The organism is Bartonella taylorii, assembly GCF_023920105.1.
GTDB lineage: Bacteria > Pseudomonadota > Alphaproteobacteria > Rhizobiales > Rhizobiaceae > Bartonella > Bartonella taylorii.
The window spans coordinates 950,759-970,235 of sequence record NZ_CP083693.1 but is presented as its reverse complement, the minus strand read 5'-3'; the positions used below and the strand labels follow the sequence as shown (position 1 = coordinate 970,235).

The 19,477-nt window shown below is 36.6% G+C and carries 15 protein-coding genes; 11 read left to right on the top strand and 4 right to left on the bottom strand.

Going from position 1 to position 19,477, the window contains the following annotated elements; all coding sequences use genetic code 11:
• The first annotated feature begins 200 nt into the window (after positions 1-200).
• Together bafA and ndk are read left to right on the top strand one after the other, a co-directional pair.
• The gene (gene bafA / locus LBE40_RS04310) at positions 201-2,789 is read left to right on the top strand and encodes a BafA family autotransporter (RefSeq protein WP_252615234.1); all 2,589 of its coding nucleotides are present in this window, start codon (positions 201-203) and stop codon (positions 2,787-2,789) included.
• 386 nt (positions 2,790-3,175) lie between these two features.
• Complete coding sequence (gene ndk / locus LBE40_RS04305; protein ID WP_004860248.1) at positions 3,176-3,598, top strand: nucleoside-diphosphate kinase; 423 nt, start codon at positions 3,176-3,178, stop codon at positions 3,596-3,598.
• Between the two features lie 103 nt (positions 3,599-3,701).
• Here ndk and pgsA read toward each other — a convergent pair whose 3' ends face one another.
• From pgsA to LBE40_RS04290, 3 genes are all read right to left on the bottom strand, one after another.
• Positions 3,702-4,283, bottom strand: a complete 582-nt coding sequence (gene pgsA, locus LBE40_RS04300) for a CDP-diacylglycerol--glycerol-3-phosphate 3-phosphatidyltransferase (RefSeq protein WP_004860246.1) — start codon at positions 4,281-4,283, stop codon at positions 3,702-3,704.
• Between the two features lie 73 nt (positions 4,284-4,356).
• Positions 4,357-6,342, bottom strand: coding sequence for an excinuclease ABC subunit UvrC (uvrC, locus tag LBE40_RS04295; protein WP_004860244.1), 1,986 nt, complete (start codon positions 6,340-6,342; stop codon positions 4,357-4,359).
• A 409-nt stretch (positions 6,343-6,751) separates the two neighbouring features.
• A complete protein-coding gene (locus tag LBE40_RS04290) occupies positions 6,752-7,615 on the bottom strand; it encodes a 23S rRNA (adenine(2030)-N(6))-methyltransferase RlmJ (RefSeq protein WP_004860241.1) in 864 nt (287 codons plus the stop codon).
• Positions 7,616-8,150: 535 nt separating this feature from the next.
• Between LBE40_RS04290 and tatA the strand changes: the two genes are divergently transcribed.
• The 9 genes from tatA (at position 8,151) to LBE40_RS04245 (ending at position 16,867) form a co-directional block, all read left to right on the top strand.
• Positions 8,151-8,462, top strand: coding sequence for a twin-arginine translocase TatA/TatE family subunit (tatA, locus tag LBE40_RS04285; RefSeq protein ID WP_252615231.1), 312 nt, complete (start codon positions 8,151-8,153; stop codon positions 8,460-8,462).
• A 58-nt stretch (positions 8,463-8,520) separates the two neighbouring features.
• Positions 8,521-8,958: a Sec-independent protein translocase protein TatB gene (gene tatB, locus LBE40_RS04280; RefSeq protein ID WP_004860237.1), complete on the top strand. Its 438-nt coding sequence runs from the start codon at positions 8,521-8,523 to the stop codon at positions 8,956-8,958.
• The gene (tatC, locus tag LBE40_RS04275; protein WP_004860235.1) at positions 8,955-9,737 is read left to right on the top strand and encodes a twin-arginine translocase subunit TatC; all 783 of its coding nucleotides are present in this window, start codon (positions 8,955-8,957) and stop codon (positions 9,735-9,737) included. The genes tatB and tatC overlap by 4 nt, the downstream gene beginning before the upstream one ends.
• Positions 9,738-9,797: 60 nt before the next feature.
• A complete protein-coding gene (gene serS, locus LBE40_RS04270) occupies positions 9,798-11,075 on the top strand; it encodes a serine--tRNA ligase (protein ID WP_004860233.1) in 1,278 nt (425 codons plus the stop codon).
• Between the two features lie 134 nt (positions 11,076-11,209).
• The gene (locus LBE40_RS04265; RefSeq protein ID WP_004860229.1) at positions 11,210-11,869 is read left to right on the top strand and encodes a protein-L-isoaspartate(D-aspartate) O-methyltransferase; all 660 of its coding nucleotides are present in this window, start codon (positions 11,210-11,212) and stop codon (positions 11,867-11,869) included.
• Between the two features lie 150 nt (positions 11,870-12,019).
• Positions 12,020-13,198, top strand: a complete 1,179-nt coding sequence (locus LBE40_RS04260; RefSeq protein WP_004860228.1) for a M23 family metallopeptidase — start codon at positions 12,020-12,022, stop codon at positions 13,196-13,198.
• A gap of 395 nt (positions 13,199-13,593) precedes the next feature.
• Positions 13,594-14,040 (top strand): preprotein translocase subunit YajC, encoded by a 447-nt coding sequence (gene yajC, locus LBE40_RS04255; protein WP_004860226.1) that lies wholly within the window; start codon positions 13,594-13,596, stop codon positions 14,038-14,040.
• A 411-nt stretch (positions 14,041-14,451) separates the two neighbouring features.
• Positions 14,452-14,838: an Mth938-like domain-containing protein gene (locus LBE40_RS04250; protein WP_004860224.1), complete on the top strand. Its 387-nt coding sequence runs from the start codon at positions 14,452-14,454 to the stop codon at positions 14,836-14,838.
• Positions 14,839-16,006: 1,168 nt separating this feature from the next.
• Positions 16,007-16,867 (top strand): phytoene/squalene synthase family protein, encoded by an 861-nt coding sequence (locus LBE40_RS04245; protein ID WP_004860222.1) that lies wholly within the window; start codon positions 16,007-16,009, stop codon positions 16,865-16,867.
• 682 nt (positions 16,868-17,549) lie between these two features.
• Here LBE40_RS04245 and LBE40_RS04240 read toward each other — a convergent pair.
• On the bottom strand, positions 17,550-19,439 hold the full coding sequence (locus tag LBE40_RS04240; protein WP_208432817.1) for a peptidyl-prolyl cis-trans isomerase: 1,890 nt from the start codon (positions 19,437-19,439) through the stop codon (positions 17,550-17,552).
• Positions 19,440-19,477 lie beyond the last annotated feature (38 nt).

The window sequence follows — 19,477 nt, the reverse complement described above, 5'->3', positions numbered from 1 at the left end:
GAAGTCCTACAAATTGTGCCCTGAACATAAGGGCATAATTTGCATTTTATGAAGTTATACAATTTATAATTGTATAACTAAAATTGCACACTAAAAAAGTGTATTTAGACATAAATAAAACACATTATGATACAATCTAAAATAGACTACCAACATATTTGCGGGATATTTGTCTAATAATTGAGAATGGAGTGTGGATGATGCAGCATAAATGCAAACTAGGTTTTTCAGTATTGATAGTCAGTAGTTGTCTTGTGCAAATTGTCAATGCAGATGAGAAGAGGAATGAGGAACTAACGAATGTGACGAGTGTGACGAGTGGGGGGAAGGTACCAAAAGGTTCAGCACTGACTCACAATTCTTTTAGCAATAACATTACGATCGAAGATGGTGGTGTCGAGATTGTTGAGAGTGGTGGAAGTTCTATAGGTGTCACTGTTAAAAAAGGAGGGATGCAAATAGTTACGCGCGGAGGAATTGCGACAGACGCCAAAGTCCTTGGTGGTAAGCAGTTTATTTATGAAGAAAAAGGTCTTGATCTTACGAGCGTGGAGAGAAAAAGCAGCGCATATAATACCATAGTTTCTGGTGAAGATGGAGTAATAGGGCAACAAAATGTGTATGATGGGGCATGGGTTTGGAATACGAAAGTTAAAGGAAGAGGAGAACAAAATCTTTATATGGGGCATAGAAAAGAGGGGGGACGTTCAATGAATACTGAGGTCTCTGGGAATGGTAGGCAGCATGTTTTAATGGGAGGAGAGTCTTATGGTACTACCTTGCAGGATAGTGCTGTTCAAGTTGTATATCCTGGTGGATTTCTGGATGGTCTAACAATTAATGGCACAGCCGGCTCGTGGTTACATGTTGGTGTACAAGAAGTAGTTGGAGAAGTAAGGGTTAATGATAGTGGAAAACTTTATTTATTTGCTGGGGATGTTACTGATCATATCACTAAAGAGAAACTTTCTATAGAGGGAAGAAGTGATGAGATATTCTTTTTGGTTGGTGATCGGAATAACAAGGAAAAACCTCAAATTAAAATTGAAGATTTAGGGGGGCAGGATGGGACTGTTATTTTTACTTCTATACCATATGATCCACAACATATTTCACTTCATGTTGAGAGACTTTCAGGAAGTTTGCATTTTCGATTCAATCTTAGTGCTACGGGGGATGCGAGTGATTACTTGTCGATCACTGAAGGCTCAGGTAATCACAAAATAAGCGTTACAGATTCTGGTGCTGAAATTACAGGTCTTTTTTCACAAAAAAATAGTTTGATTACTGAGATTCCGTTAATTACCGATAGAGGCCAAAATGAGGGAGCTAATTTTACTCTGGAAGATCGTACTGGCAAGGAAATTGCAACTGTCGATGGTGGAACATATCAGTATCAATTGCTGAAGAGAGATAGATGTGCTAGTTCTAGTGGTAATTTTACGAATTGGTATTTAGGTAGAGTCTCTGAGAATTCAGAACCTTCTAATACTGAAACACAGTGTGTAAACAAGAAAACGAAGATTCCTCTTGCATTATCTGCTGGTAATGGTACATGGCCTCAGCAAGGCGCTTCTTCTGGAAGAAAAAATACTAATTCTCGTAAACATACTAAAAAACAGCCAGCTAAACCACGGCCTCCCCGTCATTTAAGGGAAGCAAAGAATGTTTCTAGTGTTTCAGTATCTTCAACTCAAGGAAATCAAGTTATTGAAGTATCAGGTTCAGCAAGACCTCATCATCTTTCTGATACAAAACAACAGACTGCTATTTCAGAAGCTTCTCAATCTTTAGCTGATCAAATGATTTTACGCCCTAGTGATCAGGATCAACCTTTTACACAATTGGGGCAGGAGCCTTCAGTTTCTCACTTTTTGACCACTCCCTCTACGGATGCGGTGTTATCTATGTCTGTAGTCCCTCAGCTTGTTTTTCACAATGAGTTGCAAACTGTACGTGCGGGAAGAGGAATTCTAGATAGAAATAAGAAAAATGCCGCTCTATGGACATATGCGATCAAGAGCAAAGAAAACATTGCAACGGGTCATACAGATTTTAAGCTTGAGCAGACGGGTGTAGTTCTAGGTATAACTGGTTTAAGCGAGCTAACAAATGGAGAGTTTTATATTGGTGGTTTTGGTAGTTATGATCAAGCACGTGTAGCGCATGCACGAGGTGGGATTAGTGGCATAACCACTTATAGCATTGGAGCTTATGCTACTTATTTTGATCATAGTGGGTGGTATGTAGACAGTATCTTGAAATACAATCGTTACCAGAATGGTCTGAAGGCTGTTTCAACGAACGGTTTAGATATTGAAGGAAATTATACTCAATGGGCAGTGGGGAGCTCCTTTGAAGCTGGTTATCGTATTAAGACGTCAAAGAGCAGTTGGCTACAACCTTATGCACAATTCACGTGGATGCAAGTTGAAGGTAAAGAAATCAAACTTTCCAACAAAATGACAGGTGATATCCGCCCATCGATTTCATTGCGTAGTGAGGTTGGATTATCTTTAGGATATGAATTTGGATTGGGCATAGATACTTCATCACTAGCTTACATTACGGCAGCATGGTTGCGAGAGAATAAGGATAACAATCGTACAACGATTAATAAACTACATAAATTTACTACAGACTTATCAGGGAATGTAGGTAAGTTAGGAGTTGGTTTGAGCAGTTTAGTCAGTGATAAATTAAAGCTTTATGCGGAAGCACATTATGTCAAAGGGCGTAAGGTGAAGCAGTCACTCCAAGGTATTTTGGGTGTACGCTATAGCTTTTGATCGTATCTTTGTTCTCTGATCAGTTTTAAATGTAAAGTTGTTTTGCACGTAGTCATTGGATATCTAGGCAACGTTCTTTGAGAGAAGACTGCTTTTTATAGAGTCTATATGCTTTGCTGCGTGCTATATTTTTTTCTTTCTCTGTGATGAGAAATCTTTAAAAGAGTGGCTTTTCGGGCTGTGCAAATAGATCTAGCTTTGGTGAAATGGTATGGTTCTGAGGGTATGGGGTACCATTGCTATTTCTATTTTTTATTAAAATTTATTTTATGATTAATTACACATTTTTGAAAATTGGTGCAGATTTTTCTATAGTCACTTGGCAAAAGGCTTCTAGCTCGCTATAGAACGGCCAGATAATATTATGAATGCAATAAAGGTGGTAAATGGCTGTAGAACGTACTTTTTCGATGATTAAACCGGATGCAACGCGTCGTAATTTGACAGGAGCAATTACAAAAATGCTTGAAGAAGCGGGGCTGCGTGTTGTTGCGTCTAAACGTGTGTGGATGAGTCGGCGTGAAGCTGAAAGATTTTATGCAGTTCATAGGGAACGCCCATTTTTTAGCGAATTGGTTGATTTTATGTCTTCTGGTCCAACAATTGTACAGGTTTTAGAAGGCGAAAATGCAATAGCTAAAAACCGTGAAGTGATGGGCGCTACGAATCCTATGGATGCACAGGAAGGGACAATCCGTAAAGTCCATGCGTTGTCGATTGGTGAAAATTCTGTCCATGGTTCAGATAGCGCTGAAACTGCAAAAATAGAAATTTCTTTTTGGTTTTCTGAAATGGAAATTGTTGGTTAATAAAAGTATGTATAAATAAAGGGAATCCCAAAATATTCTGTTTCGGGATTCTTCTTATGAGGTCATGGATTTCTTTGAAAGTGCATGTGGAGTTCAGCGTTTTTCATGTAATGACATGTTTTAAGCCTGCACGGAAATAATCCCATCCTGTCCACAATGTAAGGAGAGCGGCAATCCACAGCATGGTGATGCCAAATTCCACTGTGTAAGGGAAAACTTTATTACCAGCCGGTCCCGCTAAGAGAAAAACGATCGCTATCATTTGTACAAAAGTTTTCCATTTTGCAAAACGAGAAACAGGAACACTGACTTTTAATTCAGCTAAGTATTCACGTAATCCCGATACAAGAATTTCCCGACAAAGAATGATAATAGCTGCCCATAATGTCCAGCCAGCAATGGTACTGTCTGCGGCAAGCAAGAGCAAACAGGCAGATACGAGAAGCTTATCTGCAATGGGATCTAACATGCGACCAATATTAGATGTTTGTTCCCAAATACGAGCAAGGTAACCATCAAGAAAGTCAGTAATAGATGCAACAACAAAAATAGAAACGGCGATCCAACGTGCAATATCGCTTGATTGTAGTCGTCCTTCTAAAAAAAAGCATGCAACAACCATTGGCACCGCAATGATCCGTGCATAAGTAAGAATATTTGGAAAAGAAAAAGTATGATTTTTCATAGAGTCATTTTCAATTCTTTGTAAAATATGATTTATTTCATAAACGTAACAAGGCAAAGCTTATGAAACAAGCTTATTTTTTATTAAAATGATTATGAATTTTTTGTGCAATCATAATAGAAATGCCTGTGACTTTTGTTAAATCTTCGAGTGAAGCCCCAGCGACAGCTTTTGCACTTCCAAAATGATGAAGCAATGCACGCTTTCTTGTTGGACCGATATTTTCTATTTCATCAAGCGGATTTTTAAACACTGATTTTTTTCGTTTTGCTCTATGTGTTCCAATTGCAAAGCGGTGCGCTTCATCGCGTAGACGTTGCAAAAAATAAAGGATAGGATCACGTGGAGGGAGTGTAAAGGGTGTTTTACCCTTTATAAAAAACCGTTCACGTCCCGCGTTACGGTCAGCGCCTTTAGCTATCCCAATAACCGTGATAAAATCGTCTAATTTTAATTCAGATAATATTGTATGCACACTGTTTATTTGTCCTTCTCCACCATCGACTAATATAAGATCAGGCCAAAGAGGACAAAAATCATCGTTTTGATCTTTTATGTTATTACGTCTATTAGGCAGATCATGCTCCTTGATAAGACGTGAAAATCTTCGTTTAATGACTTCTTTCATCATAGCAAAATCGTCACCAGGTGTGATATCGGTCGAGCGGATGTTGAATTTACGATATTGATTTTTAATAAATCCCGTTTGGCCTGCAACAATCATCGCACCTACTGCATTTGTCCCCATAATATGAGAATTGTCATAGACTTCTATACGACATGGGGTACGAGGAAGCTGGAATATTTCAGCAAGCCCCTGAAGTAATTTTGTATGTGTAGCTGTTTCAGCAAGCTTGCGTCCAAGTGCTTCATGAGCATTAATATGTGCATGGTTAACAAGGGTTTTGCGTTCACCTTGTTTGGGTAAAGAGAGAAGTACTTTACGATTTGCTTTTAGACTAAACGCTTCCGCAAGAAGCGCTTTTTCTTCAATTGATTCAGATAAAAGGATAAGTTTTGGAAGAGGCTTATCATCATAGAATTGGGAGAGGAAACTTGCTAAAATTTCACCACTAGAAAAGGATGGATCTGCTTTAGGGAAATAGGCTCTGTTTCCCCAATTTTGTCCCATGCGAAAAAAGAACACTTGAATGCAGGTTACTCCACCCCGTTGTGCAACTGCAAATACATCTGCTTCTTTTATCGTTTGAGGATTAATACCTTGATGGCTTTGTATGTGAGAGAGGGCCGATAAGCGATCACGATAGGTTGCTGCTTGTTCAAAATCGAGGTTTTCTGCGGCTTTATGCATAGCTTGAACCATATCATTTTTAACGTATTGACTTTTTCCAGAAAGAAAAGCTTTTGCTCCTCTAACAAGCTCTCTGTAATCATTGTCATTGACTTCATGTGTACAGGGAGCAGAACAGCGCTTAATTTGATAAAGCAAACAGGGGCGTGTACGGTTTTCAAAAACTGCATCGGTACAGGTGCGTAATAAAAAAACGCGTTGTAAAACATTAATTGTTTGTGTAACTGCACCTGAGGAGGCGAAAGGTCCAAAATAATCAGCTTTTCGTGTTCGGGCACCTCGGTGTTTATAAAGTGCAGGTGCTCGATGATCATCAGTAATAACGATATAAGGAAAGCTTTTATCATCACGCAGTAATACATTAAAACGTGGATGCAATCTTTTGATGAGATTGGCTTCTAAAAGTAGTGCTTCTGTTTCTGTGTGAGTAACGACAAATTCCATATGGTATGTAGCACGAATCATACGAGCAATACGGTTGTTGTGTCCTTGTTCGCGAGCGTAGCTTGAAACACGTTTTTTAAGATTACGTGCTTTGCCAACATAGAGAATATCACCATTCTCATCAACCATACGATAAACCCCAGGTTTATGCGGAAGATGTTTGACAAACTCTTGTATGAGTCTGGTAGCTTTGAATTGCTTTTTATCATTTTCTTGATTAGCATTATCCCATGTAATATGAGAGAGAAAGGAAAGCTTTCCTCGTTCATTTTGAGGATAAGCTGTATTTTTTTTCAGAATCATTCAGTTTATCCAAGAATGTTTTATGCTTTTCATATGCAATGTTCTATCCGTCAAATACTATTATTTATGTGCTTATAGTTATTTTTCTATAAATAACGCATTATGACATAAGCTCATTCAATTTTAGAGTTATTACTTTTCATAAAAACTTAAAGGCGATCTCTGACAATCGTTTACGAGTTAGCTAACTTTTATCTATTGAGAATGATAAATTTGTGATGATGGAAGACTCCAAAAATAGGTTTTGTTAAAAAGCAAATCTGTGCTGCTGATTATGATGTGCATTCAGGGGTGATATGGTAAAATCAAAGAAATCGATAGCTTGATTTTACAATATTTTTGAGCAGCTTAATGCTTTTGATTTTTACGAAAAATATTTTGATTAAAAGTGGATATAAAGAGAAAGTATCTAACATAATGGATGTTCTTTCTGGAGCCATTTATTAATCACCCTTGCATTTTTGTCTTGTCCAAGACGGTTTATAAGAAAGGAGCTAAGTTTTTTCATTTCTTCTTCCAGAAGATAGGGGGGATTGATAAGAATCATACCACTTCCATTCATTGTAGGTGGTATTGAACTTTTTCGAATACGCATTTCGAGTTGTAGAATTTTGGGAATTCCTGTTTGATAAAGTGCCTGAAGAAAATTCTCAATGTCTTTGTCATATTTAACAGGATACCATAAAGCATAAACTCCTCTAGGGAAACGACGATACGCTTTGATCAGTCCTTCAATAAGGCGGGAAAATTCACCAGGTTTTTCAAAGGGAGGGTCAACGAGAATAAATCCACGTTTTTCCTTTGGTGGCAAATGCGCATTTAAAGAAAGCCAACCATCCAAATGCAGAACTTTTGTTTGATAATCACCGGCAAAATTTTTTGCTAAAATGTGATAGTCTTCATCGTGTAATTCAATTGCTGTTAGTCGATCTTGTTTACGCAATAATTTACGAATAAGAACAGGAGAGCCAGGATAGAATACGATTTCTTTTTTCTCCTCGTTGAGAGCATCAATAATATCATACCATGGACAAAGGAGTGCTTTTAAATTTTCTGGGATAGGAGCTGAAAAAAGCCGTTGGACGCCTTCGCGCCACTCTTCCGTTTTATGTGCTTCTAAAGAAGAGAGATCATAAATGCCGATTCCAGCATGTGTATCTATAACGCGAAAAGCTTTTTCTTTGCGTTTAAGGTATTCTACAATGCGGGTGACAATAATGTGTTTAAAAACATCAGCAAAATTGCCAGCATGATAAATATGCCGATAATTCATGCCGAAGATCTAGCACATGTATGATTGTTTACCAAGTCTCTTTTTTAACATAAAATGACGGTTTTATGTTAAAAAAGTTTTATTGTAGCTTTTAAGAAAGCTAACATATTTAAATTTAGAGAGACAGATCGGTGCAAAACGCTAACATGGTATTGTGGAAAAATTTTTGACAAGCGCATTTAAGTGATGTGATGATCTTAGGTATTGGTGAAAGAGTAAGTTTTGTTTTTATGCACTAAATGATTAGGTTGTTGTGTATGATATCGCAATACAGATGAAGCTTCTTTTAAGAAAAGAATTTTCAAGCCTTTTGAATTTTTTTTTGAAGAGGTTTGCTATTTTTGATTTATCTGCGCCTATTATAATAGGCTAAGCATAAGAAGAGAAAGACTAAAAAGTTATTTTACAATAAAAAATGTGCGATTGTCTTTGACTTGAGAAGAAAATATACAGGTAAGATATGGCTATATTTTATAATTTCTTCAAAGTGAGCATGAACAAATGAAATCAAATTTAAAAGCAGTAAGAGGGAGTGATGGGTAATATTTTTTCACCAACGCATTTAATTGTCATTTTATTGATTGTCCTTGTTCTTTTCGGGTGTGGTAAGGTTTCTGAATTAATGGGTGATGTTGCTAAAGGGATTAAAGCTTTCAAGAAGAATATAAAGGAAGAAGAGGACAGTGTTGAGGATAAGCTTGAAATGGTTGATTGTTCCAAAACAATTGATGTTAAGCCTCAACAGATTGAGCCATTATCAGCCAAGCGTGCAGCAACGCGTAGAAAAGCTTCTTCCTCTTTTAAAGGTGGTAAGGCATCTGTGGCTAAAAAACAGCGTGCAAAGTAAAAAAGATGCGATCATAATTGTGCATTATTCTTTTAAATAAGAAAGTTGAGTATAAACAATGTTTGGGATTGATGGGCCAGAGTTTCTCGTGATCTTACTTGTTCTCATCATTGTAGTTGGGCCGAAAGATTTACCTAAAATGCTAAGGACAATAGCAAAGGCAATGGCTTATATGCGTTCAACAGCGAATGAATTTCGTTACCAGTTTGATGATGCAATGAGACAAGTTGAACTCGATGATTTGAAAAAGCCACTATCGGATATCAGTGATCTTAATCTAAGCAAGGAGGTAACAGAGACTTTTAATCCTATTCATGATGCAGTAGGGGATATCCGCGATAATTTTGATATAAAGGTAACGCACCGTAAATCAGACAAAAAAGAAACTTTGAGACGTGATCAGCACAAAGCCAATGAAGATTTAACGGTATTTGTTGATTCTCATAGTTCGAGAAGTATTACTGTAACTTCTAAAGATAAAGAAAATGTGTCATGAATGTTAAGCAAGATGAAGTTGAGGTCAATACGGCACCACTTTTAGAACATTTAATAGAACTCCGTCAGCGAATTATTGCTGTTCTAATCGTATTTTTTATAGCTTTTATGATGTGTTTTCTTGTCAAAGATTATATCTTGAACTTTTTGATATGGCCTTATCAGTGGGCAATGAAAATATCAGGTGGTAATCCTGAGAGTATTCGTTTGCAATCAACACAAGTATGGGAAACTTTTTTAACGAAGATGAAACTTGCTGCTTTTGGAGCAGCTATTTTGTCGTTTCCTTATACAGCTTTTCAGTTTTATAGCTTTATTGCACCAGGACTTTATAAAAATGAGCGTATAGCTTTTTTACCATTTCTCATTGGTGGTCCAATTTTATTTTGTATTGGAGGGGCATTTGTTTATGTCCTTTTGGCTCCACTAATGCTTTGGTTTAACCTTTCTCAGCAATTTCTTCCGGACATACATTTAAGAATAGAGTTTATAGTTCGTATCTCTGATTATTTGAGCTTTATGACATCATTTATCCTGATTTTTGGTTTGATTTTTCAATTACCTCTTGTGACCGGTCTTTTAACGAGAGTTGGACTTTTAACTTCTCATGGTTTGGTATCTAAACGAAAGTGGGCTATTCTTCTCTCTTTTATAATTGCGGCGATAGTAACTCCTTCGGATTTTTTTACTATGTTTGCAGTAGCCTTACCAACGATAGCTCTTTACGAGATCTCAATTTTAATTGCTTATTGTATAGAAAAGAGAAAAAAATCCTTTTAAGAGAAGTTTATGTCTTGTGTGATAGGAAACGAATAGAAACGATGCAAATGAGGAATTTTGATGCTTGATATTAAGTGGATTCGTGAACACCCTGAGAAATTAGATGCAGCTTTAGAAAAGAGAGGTATTGAGCCCCAATCGGAAAGATTAATAAAACTTGATCTTGCACGTCGGTCGCATGTTGCTAAAGTACAATTGGCACAGGAGCGTCGCAATGCGGTTTCAAAAGAAATAGGGCGGGCTTTAGCAGCATGTGATCAGAAAATGGCTGAAAACCTTAGAGCTGAAGTTGAAGAAATTAAAGCTTTTCTTTCTTCTGCTACAGTAGAAGAAAAGCGATTAACGGAGAATTTTGAGAAGGCTCTTTCTTCACTCCCGAATGTCCCATTGGACGATGTTCCAAAAGGTAAAGATGAAAGTGATAATGTTGTTATTCGGCATTTTGGTACACCTCCGACATTTGATTTTACACCAAAGGAACATTTTGATCTTGGTCAAAATCTCAAGCAGATGGATTTTGAGCGAGCAAGTCGTTTATCAGGGGCACGCTTTACAGTACTTTCAGGAGCATTGGCACGGCTTGAGCGTGCATTGGGCCAATTTATGCTTGATGTGCATGTTAACGAGCATGGTTATACAGAGGTTTCGGTGCCTCTTCTTGTTCGTGATGAGATTGTTTACGGAGCTGCTCAGTTGCCAAAATTTGCTGAAGATCTTTTTCAGACGACGGATGGTCGGTGGCTTATTTCTACAGCAGAAGTTCCGTTAACCAACTTGGTAAATAATGAAATTCTTGAGATATCAGATTTACCACTGCGATTTTCTTCTTTGAGCCCCTGTTTTCGTTCAGAGGCAGGATCGGCAGGTCGTGACACTCGTGGTATGTTGCGTCAACACCAGTTTTGGAAGGTAGAAATGGTATCGATTACTACCAAAGAGCAATCTTTAATGGAATTGGAACGTATGACAGAGTGTGCAGAAGATGTGTTGAAACGTCTTGGTTTGCCTTTTCGTACAGTAGTTCTTTCTACGGGGGATATGGGATTTGCTGCACGTAAAACTTATGACATTGAGGTTTGGCTTCCAGGACAAGGATGCTATCGTGAAATTTCCAGTTGTTCAGTTTGTGGAGATTTTCAAGGGCGGCGCATGAATGCTCGATATCGTAAAGAAGATGATAAAACATTGGAATTCATCCATAGTCTTAATGGTTCTGGTACGGCTATTGGACGTTGTCTTATCGCTATTCTTGAGAATTATCAGCAGGCTGATGGATCAATTATTGTTCCAGATGTTTTACAACCCTATATGAGGGGGATGCGTTGTATTGCTGCTTAATTTTATCAAAGGAGAACTGAATATGCGTTCATTTCTGAAAAATAATGGCATTCAAATGCAAGGTTTTGTCATTTTAAAAGAAATGATTTGTGTTTACGATAAGAATACTACTCCATTGGAGATCGAATGATACTATGGAGCAAAAGGGTATTTTACGATTTCGTGAGGAATTGGCTGGCCTTGTGCTAAAAATGCGTAGCAAAGGAATTGATGATGTTCGCTTTTTTGCGGCATTTGAAAAAATTCCGCGTCAACAGTTTGTTGCTGCTCCTTGGTTCAACAGTGCTTATGATAATAAAGTTATTCCCATTGACTGTGGTGAATATATTGAACGTTTGGAAGAGCAGCTTTTGATTCTTTTTGCGTTATCGTTAAAAAAAAAGCATCGTGTTTTAGAAATTGGTACAGGATCTGGTTTTTGTACTGCCCTTATGGCGTGTCTGAGTGGTCGTGTGACAACAGTTGATCGTTATAAAACGCTTGTTGATTTAGCACGGCAAAAATTTCAAACTTTGGGACTTGAAAATATTATTGTGCGGCAAGTTGATGGAAGTCGTATTGTTACAGGTCTGGGGATATTTGATCGTATTCTTATTTGGCCCTCACGTTTTGATGAACCAAAAGAATTTTTAGAACTTTTAGCTGAAAATGGGATGCTTATTCAAGCTATAGGACCTGATGAAGGGGTACAAACGGTGAGGCGCTATACAAAAATTGGCAGTCAATTTGAGTGCTTAGAAATGTTTCAAGTGCGCTATCAACCCTTTATTAAAGGTATTGCGGAGATACTTTAATTTTTTAAATCTAAAGTACTATGCAAACTAGATAAATCCATTTTGAGCTTATTGTAAATATTTTTATGAATAAAATATCTAAATTTAACTCTTAGGTAATATTAAAAAGCTCTAATAGAGTGAGTTGAGTATTGACGAGTGAGCAAAGCTATGTGTTTAAAAGTTTTGGGTAATATTTTCCGGCAGAATTTTCAGAGAATAGCTTTTTTAGCGATGATAATGATTTTTACGGGGTGTAGTTCTGGTACGCAGCGTTTCGCTAATATGTTCTCTAATCGTGCCGTATCTACTCGGTCAAATGTATCCACGACTGCGCTTGCAGATCAGCGAATGCTATCGTACGGTGGTATGATACAAAGTACGGAATTGCCACCTGTGGAGACAAGTGGTGATTCATGGTCCGATGATAATGCTCCGTATAATTCTTCACAACAGGGTGAGATGTCTTCTTCTGATCGTCGAATTATGGGGACACCACCACGAAATCTCGGAACGCTTTCGCGTTCACAAATGGATAACTCTCCTATTTTTAGGCGAAACTCTTATATTGTCCAGAGTGGGGATACATTGTTAAGCATTGCGCGGCAAATAGGGGTTAGTGTTGAGGCATTAAAATTAGCAAATGGTATAAAAAGTAATTCCATCTATATCGGGCAGCTCCTTATGGTCCCAAATAGGCCTACACTAGCAACTTCGAGCACTCACAATGATAATTTAGCGGTGGCATCAACAACAGAATCTTCATTCCAGTCTCAAGTTACGTCTTCCGTAAAACACAAGAAGCCTCTTCCTGTATATAAAGCTCCTGTAACAACTCTTCCTTCTGCCAAGATGAATAGTTCAAGTGTTGAGAAAAATTCTTCTAAGCAGCTAATGCAACCAAGTAACGAAACTGGTTTGTCAGAGACGATTACGAGTACTAATAATATTGTTACTCCGCAAACCACAGGAATTTCTAAGATGCGTTGGCCGGTACGAGGGCGTTTATTAAGCCAGTTTGGTGAGAAAAAAGGAACGGCAACTAATCGAGGAATAGACATTTCTGTACCAGAAGGTTCATCGGTAAAGGCAGCGGAAAATGGTGTTGTTATCTATGCGAGTGATGGATTAAAAGAGCTCGGCAATGTTGTTATGATTCGACATGAAGACAATATTATTACTATTTATGGATGTAACAGTAAGCTGATTGTTGACAAAGGACAAAAGGTACGACGTGGAGATGAGATTGCTAAGTCTGGTGTTTCAGGAAATGTCAAAACTCCACGTGTTTATTTCGAGGTGCGTAAGAATTCATTACCTGTCAATCCTATCAAGTATCTAGAAAACTAACTCATAATGACTTTATCTTGAAAATCTATAGAGTAGATGGCTTCAAAGAAAACAAACAAATTTCTTAAATCAAGAGTATTTCGATGGAAAAAGTATAAGGCTAAGGAGAACAGTTGGATGGGATCATTGGCAGGGAGGAAAATTATTTTGTATCATTTATTTCTCCGATTAGTGAGAATGTCTATATTTAATGATATAAAAATAAATCTGTTCTTAAGAAGTTTTTGTCCGTTGCCTTCTATCTCTTAAAGATTTATTACCTTCCTATAAGGCTGTAATTACATTATGTAGTTATCGCTTTGTATGATAGATCCTCTAAAAAGCTTTTTTCTGAGCCCAAATTTTATTTTAGTTAAAGTGAGAAATACCTGAAGTTTAATCTATAGGAGATAAAAATGTTGATTACTAACGCTTATGCTCAAGTTGCAGGCGGTGTTTCCAATGGGACCTCACTTGTAAATTTTATTCCGTTCCTTTTAATTTTCGCAATTATGTATTTTTTTATAATTCGTCCACAGCGTGCGCAAATGAAAAAACGTCAAGAAATGCTTAATGCTGTGCGTCGTGGTGATACAGTTATAACCGGCGGTGGTATTATCGGCAAGATTACGAAAGTTTACAATGAGAGTGGTGAGTTAGAGGTTGAAATTAGTGATGGTATACATATTCGCGTTATTCGCTCAACACTAGCTGATGTTCGTGTTAAAGGCGAACCGGTTGTGGAAAAAAAATCAAAATTTAATGTTAAAACAAAAACACTGCAAAAATCTAAAACTACAGCGAAAGAAAATGTGAGTGCATTTAAAGAGAAAAAGGCTGTATCAAAGGAAAATGAATCTTAGAATATAATTGCAGTTTGTTATGTTTTTTTACGACAAGTTTTTATAAAAAGAGCTGTCTTTTGTATAAAAGACATTTCATTTGCGGAGTATTGCTGCAAATTCTCTTATCCTGTGAATAAGGTCATTGTTTTTGGTATAACAGAGATTTTGTGTTTTTAAGCAAATAGGTTAAGATAGATCTTTCTTTTAGAGATGATCTGTTTCAATAAATGTAGCATTTAGTTACGATTTATTGCGAACTTTTCATATATTTATTGTATTACCAAGGTGTATTTCTCATAAAAGATTTTGCATCAATATTGTGCTATATGGATTATGATTAAGATATCAACGTTTACTATAAACCCTTTTCTGACTTTTAAGGGGAGAAGAAAACGCAATTGAGTTTTCAAAAATAAGGGATGCTTACTTATGTTCCATGCAATTCAAATCCGTGAAGCACATTTTCCAGGGCGTGCACCTATTGATGCTTATGGAAATGGTGGATTTCGTTTTGCTGATATGTCTCATAGAGGTTCTATTATCTGTGTGCCATCAGGTATTTATGGTATTGATATGGTAGGACCTATTCCCACGCAAGGGGATATATCTCGTGTTTTAGAAGAATCATCTTATATTGACGTTTTGTTAATAGGTACTGGTATTGAATTATTGCGATTACCTGAAGAATTACGGGTGCTTTTATGGGAAAAGCGTATTTCATCAGATACAATGAGTACGGGAGCAGCAGTACGTACATTTAATGTTTTGTTAGCTGAGGATCGTGCAGTTGCGGCGTTATTATTTGCGGTGGAATAATGGATTATTTAATACAGTGAATGCCTCAGTTAAATACAAGAAAATTATTATATTTATTGATTTTATAGAATTTTTTATTCCTACCTCTCATTTTTGGGGGAGCTTTTTTGTCGGTTCAAGAGCGAAACTTTTATAATTAGCATATTTTGTACAAAGAGATAGTATTCTATCATCTGTCCAGTCAAAAAGGATTTTAAGTTGTGACATTACTATGTCTGATTTTGCTGAGCATGTTATTGCTGATTGTTTAAATTTCTGCGCTGATTTTTTTTATCTGCTTGAGTACAAGTATTATAAAACAGGCGCAAAAACTTGTTTTGGTTAGTTTTTTGCAGTTTTTCTACAAATGAATGTTTCAAGCTCGATAAGATTAATTTTAATGATTCTTAGTTTAGGTAAAATAGGAAGAAAGGCATCTGTTTGAAATTTATTTTTTTCTATTTAGATAAATCATATCATTTTTTCTATTTTTTCAGCGATTCATACTGCATCGCCCTCATCTTTAAACCTGTATACAGAAATACTTCAATTTAGATATGCTCATGCGTTCCATGATGCTATTTGTAATAATATTTCTCAATGTCTTTCTCTATCCAAACAGCCATTCCGTTTTTTTTTTGAACAGATTGCACTTGAATTGTTTTGAGCACACAGACTCGACGTATCAAATGCCCAACTCCTTAAACAGCGTATTAGTGTTTTTCAAATGTTTTACCTTTGCCTCTTTCTAGTTTTTTATAGTTTTGCAGGTGATGCTATGAGATATTCTGACATCGAAAGGCAAATAGCTTTTCTCGGTTGCATGTAAAAGCGAATGAAATTTTATGCATTTGACTCGTTTATGCTTCAAGGTAATTATTATCTGCTCTTTCATTTTAGTAGAAGCGTAGATGCAAACGACAGGTCTTTGTAATAATTTCCCTGTTTATTAACTTTCATTCTAAAATGGCTATATTGTAGCTCGAAGTTAACTTTTTAGAAATAAAAATACTTTGGCTGTTTGGTGCTGCTAAAAAATACCTAGAAAAGAAGTTTTAATTCGTAATACAGTGTAGAGGTACCTTTGAAAGTTTTATTCTTTTAGCTGTACTTGATCATCTATCATTTTTAAATATGAATAAAAATAGAATGTTAATTACTAAAAAAGGAAGTTAATAGGTGTCATAAAATGATAGATTTTCTTCCTTATTGTCTTGGTATTTTACGTGCCACAGATCGTGATCGCTATATATCGGTTTTATTTGCACCTAAAAAAAAGCGTAGAGCATTAGCTGCTCTTTATGCTTTTAATGTAGAAGTTTCTCGTATTCGTGAAAGTGTACATAATCCGCTTATCGGTGAGATACGATTACGCTGGTGGTATGACTCTATCGCTAATGGTGAAATGCAAAAGAATAAAAATAATCCGATTCTGAGTGATTTGTTTACAGCAATGACGCTTTTTAATTTGCCTAAAACAGCTTTTTTACGTTACTGCGATGCACAGATTTTAGATCTTTACCACAATCCAATAGCAACTCTTCATGATCTCGAATTCTATTGTAACGAGACAGCGAGTATAATTTTACAGCTTTCTTGTCAGATATTAGATCCTGATGCGGCACAAGATTTTACAAATGTTTATGAATATGCAGGGATTGCTCAAGGATTAAGTGGTATATTGCGCCTTTTATCATGCATGCAGTCACGATATCAATATTATTTACCTGATGATATGCTAAAGGCTGTAGGAGTGGATAGGGAGGATTTGGAAGCTAATCGTGTCAGTGATAAACAAAAGTGCTACATTGTTGAAGCTATGGTAGCGTTATCGCGAGATCGTTATATCAAATTTTACGAGTATTCTAGTGGTTTGCCTAAAATGCTTAAACCAGCATTTCTTCCATTGGCCATTATACCAGCATCTCTTCAAAAAGCGGTACAGTTGGGAGCCGCAGTTTTTCAAGAAAGTGCAACTTTACCATTGATTCATCGCTGTTGGGTGATAACAAGGGCAGCAATAAGTGGTAATTTTCCAAAGATATTATAAGGATAAAAGAATATTATCCAAGAACAGGAAAATCAGTAAATGTGTTGACGGTAACTGCGATATTATGATCCAAATCCTTTTTTATCATTCTGGAGACACTGCTAACATGTTGATAAGGATGATTTTAGAACAGTTAGGAATTGGACTCATGAGGTTGAAGATATCGTATGTTGTTTTCATGAGTTGTTCATTTTGTTTAGCGCTGTATATCGGTATATGGTTTAGAAAATGAAAAACCTAAGATCAAATTTATGCAATACATCGGCTGTTTTTTTGTCATATTGGGTTTATAACATTCAGCATGTAAATGTATGAATGTATGGATGGGGCACATTTTTGGTGATGCATGATTTCTGTTTTATGAAAGAAATCACTTTTTTATCCTACAGAAAATTTCTAACTGTAGGAAAACCATGAAACTATAATTGATGATTTTTTATCATGACAACATCTACAGTCTCAGCTTGAATAGATAATATTTTTGTACACTGAAAAAACTATACTTTAAATTGTATCTACTACTTTTTTGCGGACTTGCAAATTTGCAAAAAACCTTATTATTTTTACAGACGTTACTCATTCTGATACTAACGAAAAAGAAAATTACTTTTCTTCCTCAGTTATAGGAGAAGCTCTGATTGCGATTTTATTACCTAAATACTACAAATTATTTACAACATTTTTACTGGAGAGTGTTGAAGATTTGGTTATAATACGTGCTATTAATTTCCAAAGGGTCTTCTTTATTAGCAATTTGTAGCATTTCTAGTTTTAGATCCTCTCTCATTATCATATCTATATTGGTACGGATATCAGATGAAAGAGTATGAGCGGTAATGTCTTGAGGAATGGTTACGGTCTTTATTTGATAAATGATACGGTTTTTTGCTACTGGACCTTTTACTATGCCATAATGACCTTTAGGTCCAGAAAATAACGCTTTAACACCTTCAGCTCCAAGAATTTCCGATGAGTCTTGGCGCCGTAGGGCTTGTGTTGTTTGTTTTATGACACCAAGTGTCTTGGCAAGAGAAACGAGAGTCTTCCCTTCGGTGAGTTGTTTGAGGGCATCTTTGGCCTTTTCATCAAGAAGGCGTTGGACTTCTTCACTTTTCCATTGGGAAAGCGCGTCTCGCTTGGCTTCTTCAAATGTTTTATCGCGGGCAGGGATAATTTTATCTACTCTATACCAGAGATATCCACCTTTTTGAAGGGGGAGAGGATCAAGATCGATACCTTCATTTGATTGATAGATGGCGTTCAATAAAATATCTTTCTGGGGTAAATCCGTAAGTATTACGCCTTCAATCGTCTTTCCTGTTTTATCAATAGTGATTGTGCGCATAGGCAATTTGTATTGCTCAGCAAGCTCTTTAAGAGAAGCTCCCTCAAAACGTGCATTTTCAATTGCTGTATAATTGTTACGCATATCATCTACAGCACGATTTTGGGCGAGTGTTTGGCGAATATTTTCTTCTACCTTTTCAAAGGGAATAGAGACTGAAGGTTCAATATGTGTTACACGAATGATGACAGGACCTTGTAAGTCATTGATGACAGCGCTAATTTGCCCTTGTTTGAGTTCAAAAATTTCAGATGCTAGGTGACTAGAAAGGTCATTCTCTGTAAAAGGCCCTTTTTTTACGTCATTGAGAGTTTTGTTTTCAGCTTTAACGAGCTCATCAAAACTCAATCCATCGGCTATTTTTTTTGCCGCATTATCGGCAGCTTCGCGTGTAGGGAATCGTAATTCTTCAATCGTACGTTTTTCAGGAGTCCTAAAATGCGAAGTATTTTGTGTATAAAAGGCTTTCACTTCATCTGCTGAAATATCTTTGAGTTTTACAATCTCAGCCGATGTCATAGTTAATAAAGAAACAGTACGGTATTCTGGGGTACGAAATTCATTTCTATGCGTTTCAAACCATTTTTGCAATGTTTCTTGATCGGGGTCAGAAATTGTTTTCTTTTCTTTGAGATCAATAACGAGATAATCGGCAATACGGCTTTCACCTTGATAAAGAGCGAGCGCTTTATAAAAGAGATTTGGTGCCTTTATTCCAGATAGCGAAGCTGAAATGAGTTGATTACGCTTTTCTTTTTTGGTGTAATAATCAAGGAAATTACTTTCGCTGATATGTAAATTCTGAAGATAGTTACGAAATAAATTCTTATCAAAGACGCCATTTATTTGAAACATATTATCAGCACCAAGAATACGAGCCATCGTATCTTTTGAAAGACTAATTTTCAGTTTACGCACCTGTTCATCAAACAGTACATCTTTTTGCAACTGAGTGAAAACAAAAGCGGGAATTTTATATTGCTGTATTTCATCTGGTGTAAACATTCGTCCAAGATGAGATGCGAGTGCTAAACGTGCGCTTTGATCAGCAAGTGCGAGACGATAATCATCGACAGTTATTGTGGATTTTCCCGAAGTAAGAAGGTCTCTTTCACTCTTTGTATGTAATTGTGGGATTCCCCATAAAAGGATGAAGCATACGAGCAAAATAGCAAGGAAAATCCTAGCAACCCAAGATTTTGTAGCGTTTCTTAAGATGTCAAGCATCGTTCAATTCCATATTTTGGCATAAATTATTTATCAAA

Bases quoted from the DNA above. Each gene is read 5' to 3' on its own strand.
- ndk (WP_004860248.1), top strand. From the start codon at position 3,176: ATGGCTGTAGAACGTACTTTTTCGATGATTAAACCGGATGCAACGCGT.
- LBE40_RS04260 (WP_004860228.1), top strand. From the start codon at position 12,020: ATGTGTTTAAAAGTTTTGGGTAATATTTTCCGGCAGAATTTTCAGAGA.
- tatB (WP_004860237.1), top strand. From the start codon at position 8,521: ATGTTTGGGATTGATGGGCCAGAGTTTCTCGTGATCTTACTTGTTCTC.
- serS (WP_004860233.1), top strand. From the start codon at position 9,798: ATGCTTGATATTAAGTGGATTCGTGAACACCCTGAGAAATTAGATGCA.
- yajC (WP_004860226.1), top strand. From the start codon at position 13,594: ATGTTGATTACTAACGCTTATGCTCAAGTTGCAGGCGGTGTTTCCAAT.
- bafA (WP_252615234.1), top strand. From the start codon at position 201: ATGCAGCATAAATGCAAACTAGGTTTTTCAGTATTGATAGTCAGTAGT.
- uvrC (WP_004860244.1), bottom strand. From the start codon at position 6,342: ATGATTCTGAAAAAAAATACAGCTTATCCTCAAAATGAACGAGGAAAG.
- tatC (WP_004860235.1), top strand. From the start codon at position 8,955: ATGAATGTTAAGCAAGATGAAGTTGAGGTCAATACGGCACCACTTTTA.
- LBE40_RS04290 (WP_004860241.1), bottom strand. From the start codon at position 7,615: ATGAATTATCGGCATATTTATCATGCTGGCAATTTTGCTGATGTTTTT.
- LBE40_RS04250 (WP_004860224.1), top strand. From the start codon at position 14,452: ATGTTCCATGCAATTCAAATCCGTGAAGCACATTTTCCAGGGCGTGCA.
- LBE40_RS04245 (WP_004860222.1), top strand. From the start codon at position 16,007: ATGATAGATTTTCTTCCTTATTGTCTTGGTATTTTACGTGCCACAGAT.
- LBE40_RS04265 (WP_004860229.1), top strand. From the start codon at position 11,210: ATGGAGCAAAAGGGTATTTTACGATTTCGTGAGGAATTGGCTGGCCTT.
- LBE40_RS04240 (WP_208432817.1), bottom strand. From the start codon at position 19,439: ATGCTTGACATCTTAAGAAACGCTACAAAATCTTGGGTTGCTAGGATT.
- pgsA (WP_004860246.1), bottom strand. From the start codon at position 4,283: ATGAAAAATCATACTTTTTCTTTTCCAAATATTCTTACTTATGCACGG.
- tatA (WP_252615231.1), top strand. From the start codon at position 8,151: ATGGGTAATATTTTTTCACCAACGCATTTAATTGTCATTTTATTGATT.